This is a genomic window from Pseudorhodobacter antarcticus (assembly GCF_900110135.1).
Classification (GTDB): Bacteria; Pseudomonadota; Alphaproteobacteria; order Rhodobacterales; family Rhodobacteraceae; genus Pseudorhodobacter; species Pseudorhodobacter antarcticus.
Genome location: NZ_FOCO01000013.1, coordinates 70,696 through 92,692, shown reverse-complemented (window position 1 = coordinate 92,692; position 21,997 = coordinate 70,696). Strand labels below are relative to the sequence as shown.

At 58.8% G+C, this 21,997-nt stretch carries 17 protein-coding genes and 2 pseudogenes; 11 read left to right on the top strand and 8 right to left on the bottom strand.

The genetic code is table 11. From position 1 onward, the window contains the following. Window positions 1–130: 130 nt before the first annotated feature. Both BMY36_RS08820 and BMY36_RS08815 read right to left on the bottom strand, forming a co-directional pair. Window positions 131–604, bottom strand: a pseudogene (locus BMY36_RS08820) (transposase); the annotation flags it as partial. 574 nt (window positions 605–1,178) lie between these two features. Further along, window positions 1,179–1,847 carry an HAD family hydrolase gene (locus tag BMY36_RS08815; protein WP_050518228.1) on the bottom strand — a complete coding sequence of 223 codons (669 nt, stop codon included), beginning with the start codon at window positions 1,845–1,847 and terminating at the stop codon, window positions 1,179–1,181. A 103-nt stretch (window positions 1,848–1,950) separates the two neighbouring features. Between BMY36_RS08815 and glmU the strand changes: the two genes are divergently transcribed. The 3 genes from glmU to BMY36_RS08800 are packed head-to-tail and all read left to right on the top strand — an operon-like array spanning window position 1,951 to window position 5,797. Beyond that, window positions 1,951–3,306, top strand: coding sequence for a bifunctional UDP-N-acetylglucosamine diphosphorylase/glucosamine-1-phosphate N-acetyltransferase GlmU (glmU, locus tag BMY36_RS08810; protein WP_050518218.1), 1,356 nt, complete (start codon window positions 1,951–1,953; stop codon window positions 3,304–3,306). Continuing rightward, on the top strand, window positions 3,306–5,120 hold the full coding sequence (gene glmS / locus BMY36_RS08805; protein WP_050518217.1) for a glutamine--fructose-6-phosphate transaminase (isomerizing): 1,815 nt from the start codon (window positions 3,306–3,308) through the stop codon (window positions 5,118–5,120). The genes glmU and glmS overlap by 1 nt, the downstream gene beginning before the upstream one ends. Next, window positions 5,117–5,797, top strand: coding sequence for a DNA alkylation repair protein (locus tag BMY36_RS08800; RefSeq protein ID WP_050518216.1), 681 nt, complete (start codon window positions 5,117–5,119; stop codon window positions 5,795–5,797). Before glmS ends, BMY36_RS08800 begins: the two co-directional genes overlap by 4 nt. Window positions 5,798–5,866: 69 nt before the next feature. On the opposite strand, the gene moaA is transcribed toward BMY36_RS08800, so the two are convergent. Next, a complete protein-coding gene (moaA, locus tag BMY36_RS08795; protein WP_050518227.1) occupies window positions 5,867–6,871 on the bottom strand; it encodes a GTP 3',8-cyclase MoaA in 1,005 nt (334 codons plus the stop codon). A gap of 76 nt (window positions 6,872–6,947) precedes the next feature. Between moaA and BMY36_RS08790 the strand changes: the two genes are divergently transcribed. Beyond that, window positions 6,948–7,445: a hypothetical protein gene (locus BMY36_RS08790; RefSeq protein ID WP_050518215.1), complete on the top strand. Its 498-nt coding sequence runs from the start codon at window positions 6,948–6,950 to the stop codon at window positions 7,443–7,445. Between the two features lies 1 nt (window position 7,446). Beyond that, window positions 7,447–9,042, top strand: coding sequence for an AMP-binding protein (locus BMY36_RS08785; RefSeq protein ID WP_050518214.1), 1,596 nt, complete (start codon window positions 7,447–7,449; stop codon window positions 9,040–9,042). 12 nt (window positions 9,043–9,054) lie between these two features. Here BMY36_RS08785 and BMY36_RS08780 read toward each other — a convergent pair whose 3' ends face one another. From BMY36_RS08780 to argE, 3 genes and pseudogenes are all read right to left on the bottom strand, one after another. Then, a complete protein-coding gene (locus BMY36_RS08780; protein WP_050518213.1) occupies window positions 9,055–10,218 on the bottom strand; it encodes a M20 aminoacylase family protein in 1,164 nt (387 codons plus the stop codon). 147 nt (window positions 10,219–10,365) lie between these two features. Further along, a pseudogene (locus BMY36_RS08775) lies at window positions 10,366–10,650 on the bottom strand (NAD(P)/FAD-dependent oxidoreductase); the annotation flags it as partial. Beyond that, window positions 10,651–11,817: an acetylornithine deacetylase gene (gene argE / locus BMY36_RS08770; protein ID WP_050518226.1), complete on the bottom strand. Its 1,167-nt coding sequence runs from the start codon at window positions 11,815–11,817 to the stop codon at window positions 10,651–10,653. It abuts the pseudogene before it with no gap. A gap of 211 nt (window positions 11,818–12,028) precedes the next feature. Between argE and BMY36_RS08765 the strand changes: the two genes are divergently transcribed. From BMY36_RS08765 to BMY36_RS08740, 6 genes are all read left to right on the top strand, one after another. Beyond that, window positions 12,029–13,045, top strand: a complete 1,017-nt coding sequence (locus tag BMY36_RS08765; RefSeq protein ID WP_050518211.1) for an ABC transporter ATP-binding protein — start codon at window positions 12,029–12,031, stop codon at window positions 13,043–13,045. After that, entirely contained in the window at window positions 13,038–14,117 is a 1,080-nt protein-coding gene (locus tag BMY36_RS08760) for an ABC transporter ATP-binding protein (protein WP_050518210.1), read from the top strand. The genes BMY36_RS08765 and BMY36_RS08760 overlap by 8 nt, the downstream gene beginning before the upstream one ends. Then, window positions 14,114–15,814, top strand: a complete 1,701-nt coding sequence (locus BMY36_RS08755; RefSeq protein WP_050518209.1) for a peptide ABC transporter substrate-binding protein — start codon at window positions 14,114–14,116, stop codon at window positions 15,812–15,814. The genes BMY36_RS08760 and BMY36_RS08755 overlap by 4 nt, the downstream gene beginning before the upstream one ends. 80 nt (window positions 15,815–15,894) lie before the next feature. Next, window positions 15,895–16,902 carry an ABC transporter permease gene (locus BMY36_RS08750; RefSeq protein ID WP_050518208.1) on the top strand — a complete coding sequence of 336 codons (1,008 nt, stop codon included), beginning with the start codon at window positions 15,895–15,897 and terminating at the stop codon, window positions 16,900–16,902. After that, complete coding sequence (locus tag BMY36_RS08745) at window positions 16,895–17,815, top strand: ABC transporter permease (protein WP_082224723.1); 921 nt, start codon at window positions 16,895–16,897, stop codon at window positions 17,813–17,815. Before BMY36_RS08750 ends, BMY36_RS08745 begins: the two co-directional genes overlap by 8 nt. Window positions 17,816–18,032: 217 nt before the next feature. Then, the gene (locus BMY36_RS08740; RefSeq protein ID WP_050518206.1) at window positions 18,033–19,082 is read left to right on the top strand and encodes a YeeE/YedE thiosulfate transporter family protein; all 1,050 of its coding nucleotides are present in this window, start codon (window positions 18,033–18,035) and stop codon (window positions 19,080–19,082) included. On the opposite strand, the gene BMY36_RS08735 is transcribed toward BMY36_RS08740, so the two are convergent. After that, window positions 19,079–20,362, bottom strand: a complete 1,284-nt coding sequence (locus tag BMY36_RS08735) for a DUF3422 family protein (RefSeq protein WP_050518205.1) — start codon at window positions 20,360–20,362, stop codon at window positions 19,079–19,081. The two genes, BMY36_RS08740 and BMY36_RS08735, sit on opposite strands and share 4 nt — an antisense overlap. A gap of 177 nt (window positions 20,363–20,539) precedes the next feature. Then, window positions 20,540–21,985 (bottom strand): NAD(P)(+) transhydrogenase (Re/Si-specific) subunit beta, encoded by a 1,446-nt coding sequence (locus tag BMY36_RS08730; protein ID WP_050518204.1) that lies wholly within the window; start codon window positions 21,983–21,985, stop codon window positions 20,540–20,542. Between the last annotated feature and the right edge of the window lie 12 nt (window positions 21,986–21,997).

Here is a 21,997-nt window from a genome sequence, read left to right as displayed (position 1 = left end):
GGGCACCTCTATTAATTCAGAACCGCCAAAGGGGACCGCAATGAAAACAATTACTTACGGGGCGATCATTGACCATTTATGGTATTAATAGAGGTGCCCACATGTCTACATGTGCGAGAGGGGGCAACGACCGACGGCGGCCCTGAATACCATGCTTTCGGGCCTGCCACTCGCCGTCGCCAAGGAACTTAATCCCAGTGCTATCGACGAGCAGGTTCAGCGGCCCATCGGCACAACGATAGGGGATCTGGACGGCCAGCGTCCTTTACCGTCTGCACAGGGTCGTATAATCCTGCACCGCCCAGTTCAGGTTCGCCAACTTCAGCAAGCTGGCGACCATGCCGGTCGTCTGCCGTAATGGCAACTTGAACAGAACTTTGATCGTCAGGCAAAACTGGATGGCCGCATCAGAGAACACCGCGGGCCGACCGGGACTGCCGTCATGCGGCGCAAGCCAGATTATCTCCTTATCCACCCCCCCCCTCTCACGCATACAAACATGCGTTGCCTGGCAACGGATCAACAGCGACCCACGCTTCTTCAGGGAGGCGGTGTAGCTGGACCAGTTCGTCGTGCGGTAGCGAGCGGGTGATGGCTTGCTCATGCCGCCCGTCTAACCGCATGGAGTCACGATGTGAATCCTCGGCAATCAGAGTTCTGCAACAACGCCTCGAAGATTGGGCATGGTCAGCGATGGATTACCATTACAATTCTGACTATTTCCGCGATAAAAAAGGGCTTTTGAACCTTATTGTTCAATGTGTTTCGACCACGGCGTTCCGCCCTCAAGTGGTCAGCGAAGTGTTGGTTCTCCCTCATGCTACAATCATTAGGCGGGCCCGGACAAACTCGCAGCTGATTTTGATATCAGCACGTTTTCGATGAATAAGGGCGCCACAATCCCGCTTGTTTTTTGATTGGCTGCGCGCCACTCAAGGCGCAGCATAAATCGCGTTTTTATATCCGCATCGCTTGCCAAAATTTAGCGCCGCGTCAAAAAACAGACCCCAGCCCTCTTTTGCGGGGCGGTGTAGGGTGGGTGTAACCCACCGCCCCGCGCCGCCTCAAAACCGCGCGATCAAACCTTAATATTTAGTTAACAAAAAAATCAACACCAAACCAAATCAATGTCTTACCCCCCGCATCGCGCGCGATTTCGCACCCGCCAAACCGCGATGCTACCCCGGCAAAAGCCGATCAATCACCCCCATCAAGCCGTCGTAATCATCCAAAATTGCGTCCGGTTCCAATCGCGAAACCCCTGCCCCCTCCGGTCCGAACCCCACCAAGATAATCGGCACCCCCGCCGCCCGCGCGGTGTCCCGGTCCGTCACCGTATCCCCAATCAAAAGCGACCGCGCAGGCAGGCCCCCCGCCCGCCGCACCGTTTCAAAATAATGCTCCGGGTCAGGCTTGCGCACGGGCAAACTATCCGCCCCCAACAGCGCGCCAAACAGGTCTGATATCCCCAGCGCCGCCACCAATTGCACCGCCAACCCTTCGGGTTTGTTCGTGCAAATCGCCGTGGCAAACCCAGCGCCGCGCAACCCCTCCACCGAACGCACAGCGCCGGGATAGAGCCGCGTATGCACCGCAATCGCCCGCCCATACTCCGCCAGTAAAACCGGATACTGCGCATCAATATCGCCCTCATCCCACCCCAAGCCCAACCGCCCGGCCCCCAGCCGCAACATCGCCCGCCCGCCCGCGAACGCCGTCAATTGATCCGCCACCGCATCCAACGGCCGCCCCTGCCCCCGCGCCTCAAAGCACGCATTCGCGGCGGCGATCAAATCTCCGCTGGTGTCGGCCAACGTCCCGTCCAAATCAAACACAACCGTCCGCATATTTCCCCCCATATGACAGCGCTGCAACAGCGCGTGACCAGCCCGGCCTTGCGACTCAGGCCCCCCCGTGTAAAAGGGAACCCACAGTGATGGAAAGGGTTTCATGTCGGTTTCATTGATCGTTTTGGCCGCAGGCAAAGGCACCCGGATGAATTCGGACCTGCCCAAAGTTTTGCACCTTCTGGGGGCCGCCCCCCTTCTCCACCACGCGCTGCAAGGGGCCCAAGCATTGGACCCCGAAAAGATCGTCGTCGTCGCAGGCCACGGCGCGCAAGCGGTCGAAAAAGCTGCCCGCGCTTTTGATGACAGCATCACCGTGGTCTTGCAAACCGAACAGCTTGGCACCGGCCACGCCGTCGCCCAAGCGGCCTCGCAGCTGGCAAATGCCACCGGCGACGTGATCGTTCTTTACGGCGACACCCCTTTCGTGCGGCTGGAAACTTTGCAAGCCATGCTGGACGCCCGCGCCGATCATGCCGTCGTCGTGCTGGGGTTTGAAGCCGCCGATCCGGGCCGCTATGGCCGCCTGATCACGTCAGGCGACAGCTTGGACCGCATCGTTGAATTCAAGGACGCAACCGACGCCGAACGCGCCATAACCCTGTGTAATTCCGGCGTGATCTGCGCCGAAGCGGGTGTGCTGTTCGATTTGGTCGCCCAGATCGGCAACCAAAATGCGGCGGCTGAATACTATTTGACCGATATCATCGCGCTGGCCCGCGCCGCTGGCCTGTCCGCAGGCGTGGTGATCTGTGACCAATCGGAAACGCTGGGCATCAACACCCGCGCTGAACTTAGCCAGGCTGAGGCGCTGTTTCAGACCCGCATGCGCGCCGAGGCGATGGACAACGGCGTGACCCTGACCGACCCCGCAACCACCTATTTCGCGCTGGACACGGTGATTGGCCGCGACACCACCATCGCCCCGAATGTGGTCTTTGGCCCGCGTGTCACCATTGAATCAGGCGCCGAAATCCGTGCCTTTTGCCACCTTGAAGGCTGCCATATCAGCCGCGGCGCCGTTGTCGGCCCCTTTGCCCGCCTGCGCCCCGGCGCGGAACTGGCCGAGGATGTTCATGTCGGGAACTTTGTTGAAATCAAAAACACCGTGCTGGATGAAGGGGTTAAAGTTGGCCACCTCACCTATCTAGGCGATGCACATGTGGGCGAACATACCAACATTGGCGCGGGCACGATCACCTGCAATTTTGATGGGGTCAGCAAACATCACACAGAAATCGGTCCGCGTGTGTTTATCGGATCAAACACAATGCTGGTCGCGCCTGTCACTGTGGGGCGCGATGCGATGACGGGGTCGGGTTCCGTGATCACCAGCGATGTCCCGGCGGAAGCCTTGGCGCTGGGGCGGGCCAAGCAAGTGAACAAACCCGGCCTCGCGGTCAAGTTGTTCGATATGTACAAATCTGCCAAGGCAAAATGCCAGAAAGAAGTCCAATAATGTGCGGTATTGTCGGGGTCCTTGGTAAGAACGAAGTCGCACCTTTGCTGGTGGAGGCGCTGAAACGGTTGGAATATCGCGGCTATGACAGCGCCGGCATTGCCACATTGGATGGCGGCCGGCTGGGGCGGCGGCGTGCGGTGGGCAAGTTGGTGAACCTTTCGGATTTGCTAGTGCATGATGCGCTAGCAGGCAAATCCGGCATTGGGCACACCCGCTGGGCCACGCATGGCACGGCCACTGTTGCCAACGCGCACCCGCATCAATCGGGCAAAGTTGCGGTCGTTCACAACGGCATCATCGAGAATTTTCGCGATCTGCGGGCGGAGTTAGAAGCAAAGGGATATGTTTTCGAATCCCAAACCGATACCGAAACCGTTGCCATTTTAACCCGTGCCCATTTGGACGCAGGTATGACCCCGATTGAGGCCGCGCGTGAAACGCTGGCGCGGCTGCATGGGGCGTTTGCGCTGTGTTTTCTGTTTGAGGGCGAAGATAATCTGATGATCGCAGCCCGCAAAGGATCGCCCTTGGCAATCGGGCATGGCGAGGGAGAGATGTTTGTCGGGTCGGATGCTATCGCACTGGCCCCCATGACCGATACCATCACCTATTTGGAAGAAGGCGATTGGGCGGTTTTGACCCGGCAAGGCGTTGAAATATTTGATGAACACAATCGTCGCGCCAACCGTGGTGCCACCAAAATCGTGCTGGAAAATACCCGCATTGAAAAGGCCGGTTACAAACATTTCATGGCAAAAGAGATCGCCGAACAGCCCATAGTGCTGGCTGATGCGATCAAACATATGGTCGCAGGCAACGCCCTGAACCCGCCTGCAGAGGTGGATTTTGCGGGCGTGGACCGTTTGACCATGGTCGGTTGCGGCACCGCCTATTACGCCTGTGTGGTGGCGAAATATTGGTTTGAACAAATCGCAGGCCTACCCGTGGATGTGGATGTCGCGTCTGAATTTCGCTATCGCGAGCCGCCGATCACACCCAACACTTGGGCAATTTTTGTCAGCCAGTCTGGCGAAACTGCAGACACGCTGGCCGCCCTGCGCTATTGCCGCGACAAGGCGGCAAAAATCGTGGCGGTGGTCAATGTGCCCACATCGTCAATCGCGCGCGAATCCGATATCGCCCTGCTAATCCGCGCGGGGGTGGAGGTGGGTGTTGCCTCGACCAAGGCCTTTACCTGCCAATTGACCACTTTGGCGCTGATGGCGTTGAAAGCGGCAGTGGACCGCGGCCGTTTGACACCTGCCGAACTGGCGCAACATATCGCCGATTTGCAGGCCCTGCCGGGGCTGGTGAGCCAAGCGTTGCGCATCGCGCCAGAGGTTGCCGTGATCGCCGAGGAGTTGGCCGAAGCGCAGGATATCTTGTTTCTGGGGCGCGGGCCACTGTTCCCATTGGCGATGGAGGGCGCGCTAAAGCTGAAAGAAATCAGCTACATCCACGCCGAAGGCTATGCCAGTGGTGAATTGAAGCATGGACCGATCGCGCTGATTGATGCGCGAGTTCCGGTGATCGTTTTGGCCCCGCGTGACGCGTTGTTTGAAAAAACCGTGTCCAACATGCAAGAGGTGATGGCGCGGCATGGCAAGGTTCTGCTGATCTCCGACGCGGCGGGCGTGGCCGAGGCGGGCGCGGGCTGTTGGCGCACGATTGCGATGCCATCGGTGCCAAACTTTCTGGCGCCCATTTTATACGCAGTTCCAGCACAGTTACTGGCCTATCACACCGCGATTGCGAAAGGGACGGATGTGGACCAACCGCGAAACCTTGCCAAATCGGTGACCGTCGAATGATGTTGCAAGAGGCGATTGCGCAACTGACCGCCTGCGCCATTCCGGAAAAAGCGGCTGATATGGCGGCCTATCACAAGGCAGATCGTCCCTATCTGGGCACCGCCCCCTCTGAAATTGATGCGCTGTGCAAGGTGTGGCGCGTGGATCTGACGCTAGACGCACGGCTGGCGTTGTGTGCGGACCTGTGGGGCAGCAATATCCACGAGGCGCGGATCGCGGCGGCAAAACTGCTGACACAAGCGCGTATCAAACCGGATGATGCAGGCGCATGGGATTTGATCTGCGCCTGGCTGCCGCAGCTTGACGCTTGGGCAATTGCGGATGCAGTTTGCAGTGCCGCACAAAAGCGGATTGTCGCGGACCCATCGCGCCTTGAAAAGGTGGAGGCGTGGACCAAAAGTGAGGTGATGTGGGAAAGGCGCGCGGCGCTGGTGGCCACTTTGCCTTTTGCCCTGCTGAACCACCCCAAACCGGACGAGGCCGAGGCGCGCGAACGCGTTTTGCATTGGGCCGCGTCTTATCTAACCGACAAGGATTGGTTTATCCAAAAAGCCGTGGCGGGCTGGTTGCGTGGTCTTTCCAAACATGACCCCGACCGCACGCAGGCGTTTTTGGCAGAATACGGCGATTTGATGAAAACTTGGGCGCGCAAAGAGGCCGGGCAACTTCTGCCCTAACCTTGCAGTTTCACCTTGGTAAAAATACCTCCGCCGGAGGCAAGATTTTTCATGGAAAAATCTATTTTGTCAGCCGCCCGTATGGCTCATGTGTCGGGTCATTTGACCGCCCGCTTTCTGACGGGAATAGTCGAAATCATGGCCTTTTGGCTTGCGGCTGATCGCGGTGCGGATCGCGGTTTCCAGCAGGTGGTTTTCAGGGCTGGCACGCAAGGGCGCGCGCAGGTCTGCCATATCCTCTTGCCCCAAGCACATATAAAGTTCGCCGGTGCAGGTCAGGCGCACGCGATTACAGCTTTCGCAGAAATTATGCGTCAGTGGCGTGATAAATCCAATGCGCTGGCCCGTTTCTTTCAATCGCACATAGCGCGCGGGGCCGCCTGTGCGGTCGGGCAGGTCGGTCACGGTGAAACGGTCGCGCAGGCGGGCGCGCAGCTCTTTTAGCGACCAATATTGGTCCAGCCGGTCCTCATTCCCCAGATCACCCATTGGCATCACCTCAATGAACGTCAGATCATGGCCTTCGCGCGCGCACCAATCGGTCAGGGTGAACAGTTCATCCTCGTTAAACCCTTTCAGCGCGACCGCGTTGATTTTGACGTGGATCCCCACCTCTTTTGCCGCGGCAATTCCGTCTAACACTTGCGAAAGTCGCCCCCAGCGGGTGATTTTGGCAAATTTTGCGTCATCCAGCGTATCGAGTGAGACATTTATGCGTTTGACCCCGCAAGCCGCAAGATCGGCGGCGAATTTGCGCAATTGGCTGCCGTTGGTGGTCAACGTCAGCTCTTGCAACGCACCGGAGGTGAGGTGGCGGGCCATACCGTCGAAAAATGTCATAATCCCTTTGCGCACAAGGGGTTCACCGCCCGTGATGCGCAGTTTTTGCACGCCAAGGCCGATGAAGGTGGAACACATGCGGTCCAACTCCTCCAGCGTCAGCAGTTCCGCTTTGGGCAGAAAGTTCATGTTTTCGGACATGCAATAGACGCAGCGAAAATCGCAACGATCCGTCACAGAGACGCGCAGATAGGTGATGGCGCGGGCGAATGGGTCTATCAATGGCGTGTTCATGTCATCAAGGTAGGCCGCGTGGCAAGTCGGTGCAAGGGCATTGAAAGCCGCAAAGGCAGCAGATAGAGTTTTGGCCATGAAACATAAAACCGTGGCTTTGTTGCCCGCCCTTTTGATCTTGTCTGCCTGCGCCAGCTTGCCCTTTGGGAAGGGGGGCGGACAGGCGATGGAACCTGTTGGCGTGATTGAACCGCGCCCGCAGACGCGTCCGGCGGTTGGCCCGACATCTGGCGGGGTTGCGGTGCCGCCGGTGGGCGCGAAATCTGCGGCGGCGTTGGATACCACGACCGCCGCGCAAAAGGCGGCAGCACTTGCGGCGCCTGCGAAACCTGCGGGCGAGCAGAGTTTGGGCAAGACGGCCGTCGCACTTGGCAATGTGACAGAACCGGGGTTTTGGCTGCGGTCTGCCTTGGTTAAATCTGCGGGGTCTGGGCGCGTGGTGACGGCTGCGGGCGGGTCGATTGCGGTGGGTTTGATTCCGGGTGACGGGGCAGCACAACTGTCGCTGGCAGCGTTTCGCGCGTTGAACCTGCCCTTGACCGACCTGCCAGATGTGACGATCTTTGCGCAATAGGATGATCCCGCTGTCGGGGGATTGGGCCGCAAAGCGGGCCGCCTTTGCATGGGATTGGCCAGCAGATTTCAACATCGCGCAGGGGTGTTGCGATGATTGGGCGCGCGCGGAGCCGGACCGCGTAGCGCTGATTGAGGTTGATGCGCAGGGGGCCCGCGATTGGACCTATGGCGCGCTGAAAGACGCATCAGACAGGCTGGCATCGGCGTTCTTAAGGGCAGGCGTGCGGCGTGGCGACCGCGTGGCTGTGCTGTTGGCGCAATCTGCTGCGGTGCCAATTGTGCATTTTGCGGCGATGAAGCTGGGGGCGGTGGCGCTGCCGTTGTTCACGTTGTTTGGCACCGATGCCCTGTTGTACCGCCTGGCGGATTCAGGTGCGGCGGTGGTGGTAACGGATGGCGAAAGCCTGTCAAAAATCCTTAAGATCGCGCCAGAACTGCCTGATCTTACATCTATATTCTGCACAGACGCCACACCGGATGCGGCGAATCTTTGGGCCAGCATTGCCGCCTATGCCCCTTTGGCTGAACCCGTGATAACCAGTGCGGAGGATGCGGCGGTGATGATCTATACGTCGGGCACAACAGGGCCGCCCAAGGGGGTTTTACATGCGCACCGGTTTTTGTTTGGGCATTTGCCCAGCATGGAATTGACGCATGGCGGCTTTCCGCAGCCCGGCGATAAGGGATGGACGCCAGCCGATTGGGCGTGGATTGGCGGATTGATGGATATGGCGATGCCGTGTCTGTATTACGGTGTGCCACTGGTGGCGCACCGGATGCGCAAGTTTGATGCGGCTGCGGCCTATGCGTTGATTGCCGATCACGGTATCCGCAATGTGTTTATGCCGCCCACGGCGTTAAAGCTGATGCGCGGTGCGGCGGTGCCGGACAGTGTGCGCCTGCGGTCCATTTCATCGGGTGGCGAGGCGTTGGGGGCCGAGATGTTGGTATGGGGGCAAGCCACGCTGGGTGCGCCGATCAACGAGCTGTACGGCCAAACGGAGTGTAATTTATGCGTAAGCCAAGTGGCGGGAATGATGGCAGTCAAACCCGGCAGCATGGGGCAAGCCCTGCCCGGTTTTGACGTGGTGGTGATGGATGATGCGGGCACGCCCTGCCCGCCGGGCGTGATGGGCGAGATTTGCGTGGCCAAAGGGGCGGCCAGTATGTTTTTGCGCTATTGGAACCAGCCCGAGAAAACGGCGGCGAAGTTTCGCGGGGATTGGCTGCGAACGGGTGATTTGGGGGTGGCGGACAGCGACGGCTATCTGACCTTTGCCGCGCGCGATGATGATGTGATTACATCGGCGGGGTATCGCATTGGACCATCGGAAATTGAGAATTGTTTGATGGGCGACAGTGATGTGGTTATGGCAGCTTGCGTGGGGGTGCCAGATGCGCTGCGCACCGAAATTGTGCGTGCTTTTGTGGTGTTGCGCAGCGGTGCGGTGCCCGATGCGCAGCGGTTGATTGACCGGGTGAAAACGCGGGTTAGCCCACATGTGGCCCCCCGCGATGTGGTGTTTGTGGACACCTTGCCGATGACTGCCACCGGCAAGGTGATGCGCCGCGAATTGCGGGATTTGGCGGTTTAGGCCACCCGGGTTTTACGCCGCAGGCATCCGCGCCTCGACCATGCCCGCGTACCAGCTGGACCCAAAGGGGATGGCGTTGTCATCAAAGTTATAGGCGGGGTGGTGGACCATTGCGGTGTCGCCATTGCCAAGGAAGATATAAGCGCCGGGGCGTTCGTTCAGCATATAACTGAAATCCTCGGCGCCCATCAGGGGGGCTGTGTCCGTGCTGATATGGCCGGACACGGATTTCGCGACTTCCGCGGCAAAAGCTGTGTTTTCTTCGGCGTTTACGGTGGCGGGATAGCCGCGCTGAAAATCGACGGTGGCGGTGGCCCCGTAAGCGGCAGCCATTTGGACGGGCAGCAGGTTCATCCGCGCTTCCACCAAGTCCTGCACGGCGGGGTCGAACGTGCGCACAGTGCCTTTTAGAACAACGGTTTGCGGGATGACGTTATGGGCGTTGCTGTCGGTTGACACCACGCAAGTGGACACGACGATTTGTTTTAGCGGGTCCACGTTGCGCGATGCGATGGATTGCAAACCGACGATGATATGGGAGGCAACCAGCAGCGTGTCGATGCAATCATGCGGTTTTGCGGCGTGGCCGCCTTTGCCCGTCACGATGATTTCAAACTGATCGGCTGCGGCCATCATCGGGCCGGGGCGGATTTCAAAGTGGCCCACGGGGATGCCGGGCATGTTGTGCATGCCGTACACCTCTTGGATATTCCAGCGGTCCAGCATGCCGTCCTTGACCATTTCATCGCCGCCGCCGCCGCCCTCTTCGGCGGGTTGAAAGATCATGACCGCTTTGCCATCAAAGTTACGAGTTTCGCACAGGTATTTGGCAGCCCCCAGCAGCATGGTGGTGTGGCCATCATGGCCGCAAGCGTGCATTTTCCCCGGCGTTTTGCTCGCGTAATCAAGGCCTGTCGCCTCGTTGATCGGCAAGGCGTCCATGTCGGCGCGCAGGCCCACCACCTTGCCGCTGTCGGTTTTGCCATGGATCACGCCGATCACGCCAGTGCGCCCGATGCCTGTCACCACCTCATCACAACCATAGCTGCGCAACAGGTCCGCGACTTTGGCAGCCGTGCGATGCACATCGAACAAGAGTTCGGGGTGTTCGTGGAAATCACGGCGAATCGCGGTGAGTTCTGGCAACATCTCGGCAAAGCGATTTTTAACGGGCATGGTGGCCTCCTGTTATGATGGAGCCAGCGTGGTACAATCGGCCCCGGCCCGCAAGGGTCAGAGCGTGGGGGCGGGTTGAATTTTTGAACCATCGGTAAAACGCGACAGGCGAAAGCGTTGGATATTGTGGCCCGTGGGGCGGCCCGGCCCCAGATCGTTGGCAAGGCGGCGCCACAACGCAAGGCTTTGCGCCATGATTGGCAATTCGTCGGGGTCGCGGGCCTGTTGGCGGATCCAGCCCCAGTTGCGGCCGGATTGTTCGCCTGCCACCCTGCCCTTTTCGCACAGTACCACCTTTTGCCCAGCCAGCGTAAAAAACCACGCGGTCATGACCCCCATGATGCCGCCGCCAATCACGACCACATCGCAGGCGGCGGGCAAGGCGGCAGTGTGGGCGGGCGGCTGTTGGGCGTGGATGGGAAAGGGTTGCATTTATGCGGCGAGATCCTTGACCAACCGCTGCATGAAGGCCCAGCCTTCGTTAAACTGCGCCACCTCTAGGTATTCGTTGGGTTGATGCGCTTGGGCAATGTCGCCCGGCCCGCAGACCACGCAAGAATAACCCTCGGCCTGAAACTGCCCGGCCTCGGTGCCATAGCTGACCACATCGGAGTCGTTGTCCCCCGTCACGCGACGCACCAGCGCATCGGCGGCCCCGCTGATTTCAGGCACAAGGGCGGGCACGAAAAAGGTCTGCACGCAGGTGATCGCGGCTTCGGGGCGGATGGATTGGATTTCTGCCTCCAGTGCTGCGGCGCGGGCCAAAAAGCGGTCGGCCCAGACGGATTCACTTTCGCCCGGCACCACGCGAAAACCAAAGCCAAAGTGACAATCCTTGGCGGTGATGTTTTCGGCGGTGCCCCCGCTGATTTTGCCTACATGCGCGGTGGTCCAATGCGGCACGAATTTTTCGGACAGAGCGGACGGTGGTTTGGCGGCGTTTTCGGCATTGATCTGGTTGGCCCAGTCGATCAGTTTTGCGGCCGTCATAATGGCGTTGACGCCTGTGTGCATCAGCGAGGAATGGACTTCAAACCCTTGGATATGAACGGAAAATCCGTGACCGCCTTTGTGGCCATTGACCAGCTTCATCATCGACGGCTCGCCCACCACCACGGCGCTGGCGCGCGGCAGGGTTTTGACCATTTCCGCGATCATGGGGGGGGCGCCGACGCAGCCCACCTCCTCATCATAGCTGATCGCGATTTGCAGGGGGCGTTTGACGTTTGATGCCAGCGCAAGGGGAACGGCGGCCAGCGCCAGTGCCAAAAACCCCTTCATATCGCAGGTGCCGCGGCCATACAGGCGGCCGTCTGCCTCCACCACCTTGAACGGATCGGTGGTCCATGCTTGCCCTTCAACCGGGACCACATCGGAATGGCCGGACAGAATCACACCATCCGGCACATTGGGCCCCACATTGGCGAAAAGCGAGGATTTGCTACAATCATCGTTGCAGACGCGATGCGAAGTAACCCCGTGCGAGGTCAGATACCCCGCCACCCAGTCGATCAGATCAATGTTGCTGACCGAACTGACGCTGCGAAACCCGACCAAGTGGTCAAGTATTTCACGGGGAGTAAGGTGCATCGGGGTCATCGAGAAATTCCTATTGATTGCCTTGTTTTGCGGCCAAACTTGGCCTTGCCCCGCGCGCAGGTCAAGCACGATCGGCGCGGACGGGGGCGCCATTTGCGGACCGCGTGCAGAAAGATTGTTGCGGGGGGCGTAAAAAACGATAACACTCACCGTAATTGGTACGGCACAAGCCGCGCTTGCGTATAAGAGTCAACGACATGGGGGTCGTCATATGCCCGATGGGGCCAAGCCTGTGCTGGATGTGCGGGGCTTACAGACCGTGTTCCGCACGCGTGGCGGCGACGTACACGCGGTCAATTCAGTCAGCTTTCATCTGGAACCCGGCGAACTGCTTGGGGTTGTGGGGGAAAGCGGGTCGGGTAAATCCGTGACCATGATGTCGTTGATTGGCTTGCTGCCGATGCCCCCTGCCGAGGTGCGGGAGGGTGAGGTGTTGCTGGGCGACATGGATATTCTGAAAATCTCGCCAGCGCAGTTGCGCGATGTTCGTGGGCGGCGCATTGGTTTTGTTTTTCAAGACCCGATGACCAGTTTGAACCCGGTCTATAACATCGGCAACCAAGTGATGGAGCCGTTGCGCCGCCACATGGGCATGAACAAGGCGCAGGCCTACACGCGCGCGGTGGAGTTGATGGAGTTGGTGGGCATCCCCGACCCCGAGCGTCGGTTGAAGGATTATCCACACCAGTTTTCGGGCGGGATGCGCCAACGCGTGATGATTGCTATTGCGCTGGCGTGTGACCCCGAGGTGTTGATCGCGGATGAGCCGACGACAGCGCTGGACGTGACCATTCAGGCGCAAATCATTGAACTGGTGAAGGAATTGCGTACCAAGCTGGGGATGGCGATCGTATGGATCACGCATGACCTTGGCGTGATCGCGGGCATCGCGGATCGGGTGATTGTAATGTACGCGGGCCAAGTGGTGGAGCAGGCCCCGGTGAAGGAGCTGTTTGCCAATCCGCAACACCCCTACACGCGGGCGTTGTTGAAGACGATTCCATCGGTGACGGGCGAACGCGAAACCCGATTGAAGGTGATTGAAGGCCAGCCGCCCATTTTGGGGGCAGCCCCCACCGCTTGTCCTTTTGCGCCCCGCTGTGGCCATGCGTTTGATCGCTGTGGCGCTGAAAACCCAATCCGTCGGGCGCTTGGGGCGGGCCGCGTTGGGTATGGCCACGATGTCGCTTGCCACTGGGACGCATCAAAAGGGGCCGCGCATGCTTGATGCCAAACCGAGTGTAAAGCTGGTCACAAAGCTGGTCGAGGTCAAAGACCTGAAGATGTATTTTCCCATCCACACAGGCCTGTTTCGCCGCCATACCGGCGATGTGAAAGCGGTGGATGGGATCAACTTTGATATTTATCAAGGCGAAACCCTTGGGCTGGTGGGCGAGTCTGGTTGCGGCAAATCCACTGTGGGGCGCGCGCTGCTGCGGCTTTATGAACTGACCGCCGGGTCGGTGACGATTGAGGGCGAAGACATCGCCACATTGGAGCCGGAGGCGTTGCGCAAAAAGCGCCCGATGATGCAGATGGTGTTCCAAGACCCGCAGGCCTGTTTGAACCCGCGCATGACCGTGGCGCAGATAGTCTCTGAGCCGCTGGACGAACATACCGATTGGAGCGCAGACCAAAAGCTGGCCAAAGTGTATGAGCTGATGGATGCGGTGGGGTTGAACCGCGTCTTTGCCAACCGTTACCCGCATGCGTTTTCGGGCGGGCAGCGCCAGCGCATCGGGATTGCACGCGCATTGGCATTGAACCCCAAGTTTATAGTGTGTGATGAACCAATCGCGGCGTTGGACGTGTCCATCCAAGCGCAAGTGGTGAACTTGCTGGAGGATTTGCAGGAAAAGCTGGGGCTGACCTATTTGTTCATCAGCCATGATCTGTCGATGGTGCGCCATATCGCGGACCGGGTCGCGGTGATGTATTTGGGGCGGATTGCGGAAATTTCCCCACGCGAGCCGCTGTATGCCGATCCGCTGCACCCCTATGCCAAGGCGTTGCTGTCGGCGGTGCCAGACCCGGACCCATCGCGCGAGGCAACGCGCCAGCGCATTATTTTGAAGGGCGATGTCCCATCGCCATCAAACCCGCCGAAGGGCTGCAACTTTTGCACGCGTTGCCCCGAAGTGATCCCGATTTGCCGCGAGGTGAAGCCCGAATTGGCCGAGGTACGACCCGGCCGTTTTGTGGCCTGCCACCTTGTGCCCGCCCAAAACAATAATGCTGCCGGATCAACCAGCGGCACGACGGTCCAAAAGCACAACCAACAAGGAGAACCAGAACAATGAAAATGAAAACCGCCCTGCTGGGCGCTGCCTGCGCTTTCGCCTTTGCCCCTGCGGCATTTGCGGAACGTGGCGCTGATGGCAACGTAAAGGTCCTGTATTCGCAGGCCGTGTCGATCATGAACGCCTATCTTTCATCGGGCACCAAAGACGTTGAAGTGGGCAGCATTGTGCTGGAACCGCTGGCGGGTTTTGATGAAGTGGGCACGATGTTCCCACGTCTGGTGACTGAACTGCCAAGCTTGGAAAATGGCGGCATTGCCGAAGATCTGACCTCGGTCACATGGAAAATTACCCCAGGCCTGTTGTGGTCTGATGGTACAGCGTTCACCGCCGATGACGTGGTGTTTACTGCCGCCTATTGCATGGACCCTGCGGGCGGTTGTGCGCAATTGGCGAAATACGAAGGCGTGCAGTCGGTTGAAGCGATTGACCCGCTGACTGTCAAAGTCACGTTCACCGGGCCAAAGCCAAACCCATTGGTGGCCTTTGTGGGCGCGGAATCGCCCATTCTGCAAAAGGCACAGTTTGCCAATTGTACAGGCGCTGCGGCACCGACCTGCACCGAAGCCAACTTTAACCCCATCGGCACCGGGCCATTTATGGTCACTGATTTCAAGGTGAACGACAGCGTTGAATTTGTGGCTAACCCCAACTACCGCGACCCGGCAAAGCCAAACTTTGCCACGCTGTCGGTCAAAGGGGGTGGTGATGCGGCATCTGCGGCGCGGGCCGTGATGGAAACTGGCGAATTTGATTACGCTTGGAACACCCAGATCAACCCAGAATTGCAAGCGGCCATGGCGGCAGGCGGCAAGGGCCAGTTTGTGACCGGTTTCGGCACGCTGGTTGAACGGATTGAGATGAACATGACAGACCCATCCCCGGATTTGCCCGAGGGGGAACGCTCCACCGCGATGCACCCGCACCCGATCTTGTCGGATGTGAACGTGCGCAAGGCACTGTCGATGGCGATTGATCGCAGCCTTTTGGTTGAGGTTGGTTACGGCGCATCGGGCCGCCCGACCTGTAACTTGGTGCCAGCGCCTGCGATCTATGCCTCGCCCAACACGGACTGCATTGCGCAGGACATGGACGGCGCAAAGGCGTTGCTGGATGCAGCGGGCTGGGTCGTTGGCGCGGATGGCGTGCGTGAAAAGGATGGCAAGCGCTTCAAGCTGCTGTATCAAACATCCGTAAACCCCGTGCGTCAGGATTTCCAAGCGCTGATCAAAGGTTGGTGGAATGAGCTGGGCGTTGAGGTGGAGTTGAAAACCATCGATTCCGGCATCTTCTTTGGTGGGGACCCGGGTTCGCCCGACACCTTCCAGAAGTTTTATGCAGACGTGGAAATGTATGCAAACAACTTCCCCGGCACGGACCCAGAACCGTATATCGTGGCCTATACTTGTGACAAGGCCCCAAAGCCTGAAAGCCAGTGGCAGGGTGAAAACATCAACCGTTTCTGCGACCCGGTGTTTGATGAACTGGCCGCAAAGTTGATCACAACCAAAGGCGAGGCAGAGCGCGCCGCGATTGTGATCCGCATGAATGAAATGCTGACCAAGGACACCTACACAATCGTGCCTTTGGTGGACCGTGGCCGTTTGTCCGCACATTCCAACACGTTGGGCGGTGTGGTGCTGAACGTCTGGGATTCGGAAATGCACAACGTGCAGGACTGGTTCCGCATCAAGTGATCTGACACGACTGGGGCGGGAGGCGTTTTGCGCCCCCCGCCCCTTCCCTATCTTTTCGCTGCTGAACAAAGGCGCCGCATATGCTTACCTTTACCCTTCGTCGGCTGATGTTTGCCATCCCGACGCTTTTGTTCATCAGCTTGCTGATTTTTCTGCTGGTTGACCTCGCCCCCGGCTCTCCGATGAGCCAGATCCCCCTGACCGTGCCGCCTGATGTGCGCCTGAAGATCATGGAGGCGATGGGCGTCAATGAACCGGTGTTCGTGCGCTATTTCTTGTGGCTGAAACAGTTTTTCGTGGTGGAACCGTTGGTGCTGTGGGACCATTGGTTTGGCACCAGCTATTCTGACGGGATGCAGCGCATTGTCAGCTGGCAATCGCGCAGCCCGGTGATGGATATTATCGTAGAACGCATGCCACAAACCCTGACCGTGATCGGCACATCCTATGTCTTGGGGGTGATGATCGCGCTGCCGATTGGGATTTATTCGGCGTATCGCCAATATTCCTGGTTTGACCAGATCGGCACATTCATCGCAATGATCGGGTTTTCGGTGCCGACATTTTTCACCGGTTTGGTGCTGATTTTGGTGTTCGCGGTGAACTTGCAATGGTTCCCGTCGATTTATGACACCAGTTTGCGTGTCACGGATTGGGATAGTTTTCTGGCGCAGGCCCGGCAAATGGCGATGCCTGTCATGGTGTTGGCCTTGTTCAACGCGGCCCAGATCAGCCGATATATGCGGTCGTCGATGCTGGAAAACCTTGGGGCGGATTATGTGCGCACCGCGCGTGCCAAAGGGTTGTCCGAGCGTATTGTCGTGCTGAAACATGTTGTGCGCAATTCGATGATCCCGGTTGTGACCGTGATCGCACTGGGAATACCAAGCATTTTTGGCGGTGCGATTATCACCGAACAGGTGTTTCGCGTGAATGGATTGGGGGCGCTATTGATCGGGGCGATCCAAGGATCGGACTTGCCGACGGTGCAAACCCTGACCTTTATTTTTGCCGTGTTGATCGTGTTGTTCAACCTGATCGCCGATATCTTATACGGCATGCTTGACCCGAGGATCCGCTATGACTGATACCGCCCCCCTTGCCAAACCGCGCAGCCAATGGGCCGATGTCTGGGTGCAATTCAAAACCCACAAAGGGGCATTGGTTGGGCTGTTCGTCTTTGTCTCATTAGTTTTGTTCGTGTCGGTTGGGCCGCTTATTTGGGCCAAAGACCCGACATTCATCAACCCTGACGGGGCCACGATGATCCGCACACGCAATAAGCCGCCGTCGCTGGAATGGCCTTTGGGCACCGACCAACTTGGTCGTGACATGCTGGCGCGGATGATGAAAGGTGGGCAAGTGTCCATCGCTGTGGGTTTGACGGCGATGGTGATTTCGATCACGTTGGGCACGTTTGTCGGCGTGATTGCAGGGTATTTTAAGCGGTTGGACAATGTGTTGATGCGGGTCACCGACCTGTTCTTGGCCCTGCCCTTGCTGCCGTTGCTGTTGGTTATGGCGATGTTGTTTCGCGATCCATTGTCCAAGGCGTTTGGCACTGAAGGCGGCACGTTTTTGTTGATTGTGGTCGCCATCGGTCTGACCAGTTGGATGCAGGCGGCGCGTGTGGTGCGCGGTGAGGTGTTGGCGCTGAAGGAACGTGAATTTGTGCTGGCCGCGCGGTCCATCGGGACGCCATCGCGCCGCATGATTTTACGCCATATCCTGCCCAATGTGATGTCGCCGATCATGGTGGCGGCAACTTTGGGAATTGCGAATGCGATCATCACGGAATCTGCGCTATCGTTCCTTGGACTTGGCTTTCCGCCTGATTTTCCGACATGGGGGCGGCTGTTGTTTGACGGTGCCGAATATATCCAGCAATTCCCCGAGCGGGTGATTTGGCCGGGTGTGGCGATTTCGCTGACGGTGTTGTCGGTGAACTATATCGGGGACGGGTTGCGCGATGCGTTGGACCCACGGATCCGGGGGCGTTAAGCCTGCAATGGTGTAAATAAAACCAATCCCCCACGGCAATCGCCCGCGCTGGAACATCTGTTCCGTGCGGGCTTTGTTTTGCGGGCGATTATTCTGCGGGGTGGGGCAATTTGGAACGCTGTTCTAATATTGCGACATATGGATTGGCTGCTGGATATTGCACTGCCGCCAACCTTGCTGCAAACGGAACAAAATTCCGTCGATGCAGGAGGCCCGCATGTTTGAAACCCTTGGCTTTGACGCCGTTACCCCACGCGGCGCGTCCGTGATGCTTGGGCTGGTGATTGGGCTGGCCTTTGGGGCCATGGCCGAAACCACGCGGTTCTGTTTGCGGCGCGGTCTGGTCGGCGCGCCGGCGGAACGCAAGCCTGCGCTGGCGCTGTGGGCTGTTGCGCTGGCCGCTGCGCTGTTGGGCACCCAAGGGGCGGTTGCGGCGGGATGGATCAGTTTTGACGGGCATCGTTTGATGACGCCCGACCTGCCCGTGGCGGCGATCGTGATTGGCGGCTTGGCGTTCGGGGCTGGCATGGTGTTGACGCGGGGCTGTGCGTCGCGGTTAACGGTGCTGAGTGGGACAGGGAATTTGCGCGCGCTGATGGTGCTGGGGGTGTTTGCCATTGCGGCACATGCCACGATGAAAGGGCTGTTGGCGCCGTTGCGCACATCGCTGGGCACGCTGACGGTGCCAATGGGTGAGGCAATCAGCTTGGCCGCGCTGCCGGGCGGGGGTGCGTTGGTGACGGGGTTGATGGCAACGGCGGCGCTGGCCTATGCGGCCACGGCGCGCTTGTCCTTTGGTCGGGTTGCTGCGGGTGTGGCGATTGGGCTGTTGGTGCCGTTGGCCTGGGTTGGCACGGGGTTCGTGCTGCTGGATGAATTTGACCTGATTGCGATGGAAAGCCTGTCTTTCACCCTGCCGCTGTCGGATACGCTGTTTTGGGCGATTGCATCATCGTCGGTCGCGGCGGGTTTTGGCACGGGGTTGTTTGGTGGCACGATTGGCGGGGCGGCGCTGTCATCGTTGGCCAGCCGCCGATTTAAGTGGGAAAGCTTTTCATCGCCCGCACAAACGGGACGTTATGCGCTGGGTGGCGCGTTGATGGGCATGGGTGGCGTGTTGGCGGGCGGCTGCACCTTGGGCGCGGGCCTTGCGGGTGTGCCAACGTTGTCTGTGGCAGCCCTCTTGGCGCTGGCGGCAATTGTGGTTGGTGGCGTGGCCGCGGACCGCGCGCTTAACACACGGGCCGCATCGCCCGCGTTTGGTTAATGCAACCGATTGCGGATGCGGCGCACAAGGCCCCAGACCCCAAGAATGACCAAGGGGGCCAATACGGCCATCGTCCAACCTTTTGATAGGCCCAAGCTATCGGTGACTGGATAGATGACATAGGCCAAAATGTTCATCGCATAATAGCTGATCGCGACCACAGACAGCCCTTCGACGGTGGTTTGCAGGCGCAATTGCAGATCGGCGCGCGCATCCATGCTTTCCAACAAACGCTGATTTTGTGCGCTGCGTTCCACATCAACCCGTGTGCGCAACAATTCGGCCGCCCGTGTGGCGCGTTCCGCCATAGAGCCCAAACGGGCCTCAACTGATTTCACGGTGCGCATTGCGGGGTCATAGCGGCGCATCATAAATTCGCCAAAGGTCTGCAGCCCCTTTACGCGGGTTTCGCGCATGACGGACACACGCTGCGTCACAATCGCCTCATAAGCTGCGGTTGCGCCAAAGCGAAAGCTGGATTGCACGCCCAAGCTTTCCAGCTCCGCAGAAATTTCGAGCAGGGTTTTCAGCACGGCCTCTGGCGCTTGGCCCGTGCTTGTCATACCAGAGATCATGGTGGCAAGCTGGGGGTCCAAGCGGTTCAACTGCGCCCCCAGACCGCGTGCGCGCACCAGCCCCAACATCGACATGGCGCGGTAGGTTTCCACCTCACACAACCGCTGCACGATGCGGCCCACGCGGCGCGCGCCGGTGCCTTTTTGCACGAACACGGCAAAGCGCATGTGGCCCGCCTGATCAATCCGAAAATCACCCGCGATCACCGCTGCACCATCAACCACCCGGCTGATGGCAAGACTTTCGGGAACAAACCAGTCGCCAAGTTTGGCCAGCATCTCGTCTTCGTCGGCCAGCATCTCCTCCACCCGGATCAACACGGATACGAGGCGGGAACCGGGCGCGGTTGCAAGCCAATCGGCGGGGAACACGTCCGCCTCCATCGGGTCAAAAGCGCGGGTGGACACGCCTGGACCAAAGGCAGAATAGGTCACAAATTCGGTATGGCTTTCCCATTTCAGGTTGTGCCGCCCGATGCCACCGGAAAAATGCGTGGCCTCGGGTTGGGGGTGCGGGCTGGCGTGACGGTCCAGCAAGCCCAAAAGATGCGCAAGATCCTTGCTCCGGTCGCGGCTGACAGCGCGCTCCGGCTCTTTGATCGCAATGTAGACAGCGTGGGACGGCACCGACAGCGCCGGAAAAGGCCGGGCGTGCAGTTCATTCACCAAGTCATAACGCAGCGGATGATCTTTGATCTTGGACATAGGATCCTCAGAGGGGGCTGTTTGGCCAGCAGACGCGGCAGGGCGGGGTTTGTAAATCTTGGTTCCACACCTGCGGCAGTGCGCAACGGTACACTGGCAAATCAGCAACGCTTTGATCGGAAAGGCAAACGCCCCACTGTTTCCAGCGGGGCGCAATTTTATGTGGCGCTGACTGGATCAATCGATCAAAGGCAGCAATGCGTCCAAAGATTTTTTCGCATCACCATAAAACATCCGCGTGTTTTCTTTGAAAAACAGCGGGTTCTCGATGCCGGAATAGCCAGTACCTTGGCCGCGTTTTGACACGAACACCTGTTTGGCTTTCCAACATTCCAGCACGGGCATGCCTGCGATAGGGCTGTTGGGGTCATCTTGGGCGGCCGGGTTTACGATGTCGTTGGACCCGATGACGATTACCACATCGGTTGTGGGGAAATCTTCGTTGATTTCATCCATTTCCAAAACAATGTCATACGGCACCTTCGCCTCGGCCAGCAGTACGTTCATGTGGCCGGGCAAGCGGCCCGCCACAGGATGGATCGCAAAGCGCACGGTTTTGCCTTTGGCACGCAGTTTGCGGGTCAATTCAGACACGGTTTGCTGCGCTTGCGCCACGGCCATACCGTAACCGGGGATGATGATGATGCTGTCGGCTTCATTCAGCGCGGCGGCGACCCCTTCGGTGTCAATGGCGACCTGTTCACCGCTGATTTCCATCGCGGGGCCTGTGGTGCCGCCAAAGCCGCCCAAGATCACGCTGATGAACGACCGGTTCATCGCCTTGCACATGATATAGGACAAGATCGCACCCGAGGAGCCAACAAGCGCGCCGACCACGATCATCAAATCATTGGAGAGCGAGAACCCAATCGCCGCTGCCGCCCAGCCGGAATAGCTGTTGAGCATGGACACAACAACCGGCATATCTGCGCCACCGATGCCCATGATCAAATGATAGCCGATGAAAAATGCCAACAATGTCATAAGGATAAGCGCGAAAGCTGATCCAATTTGCAGGTAAATAATCAACATCAAAAGCGAGCCTGCAGCGGCGCCTGCGTTCAGCATATGGCCGCCGGGCAGCTTTTTGGCAGCACCATCAACCTTGCCTGCCAGTTTGCCATAGGCGACGACCGACCCGGTAAAGGTGATAGCGCCAATGAACACGCCAAGAAACACCTCGACCTTGAGGATGTTGATTTCAACAGCGGTTTTTTCAGCAACCTTGGCGGCAAACCCGGCCAAAGCGGCAAGCCCAGCGGTGTCATTTGCGGCCTGCATTGCCGCCACGCGCACCATTTCGATTTCCGAATTGAAGCCGATGAACACCGCCGCCAAGCCCACAAGGCTGTGCATCGCGGCCACAAGCTGTGGCATTTCGGTCATTTTCACGCGCTGTGCGACGACCCAACCGATGCCGCCGCCAATGGCCAGCATCAGCAGTGACGCAAACCAATTGCCGGCGCCCGGCCCCATTACCGTGGCCAGCACCGCAATGCCCATGCCAACGATGCCGTACCAAACCGCGCGTTTGGCGCTTTCCTGCCCCGAAAGGCCGCCCAGCGACAGGATGAAAAGAACTGCCGCGACGACATAGGCGGCTGTGGTAAATCCGTATTCCATTCCCCTGATCCC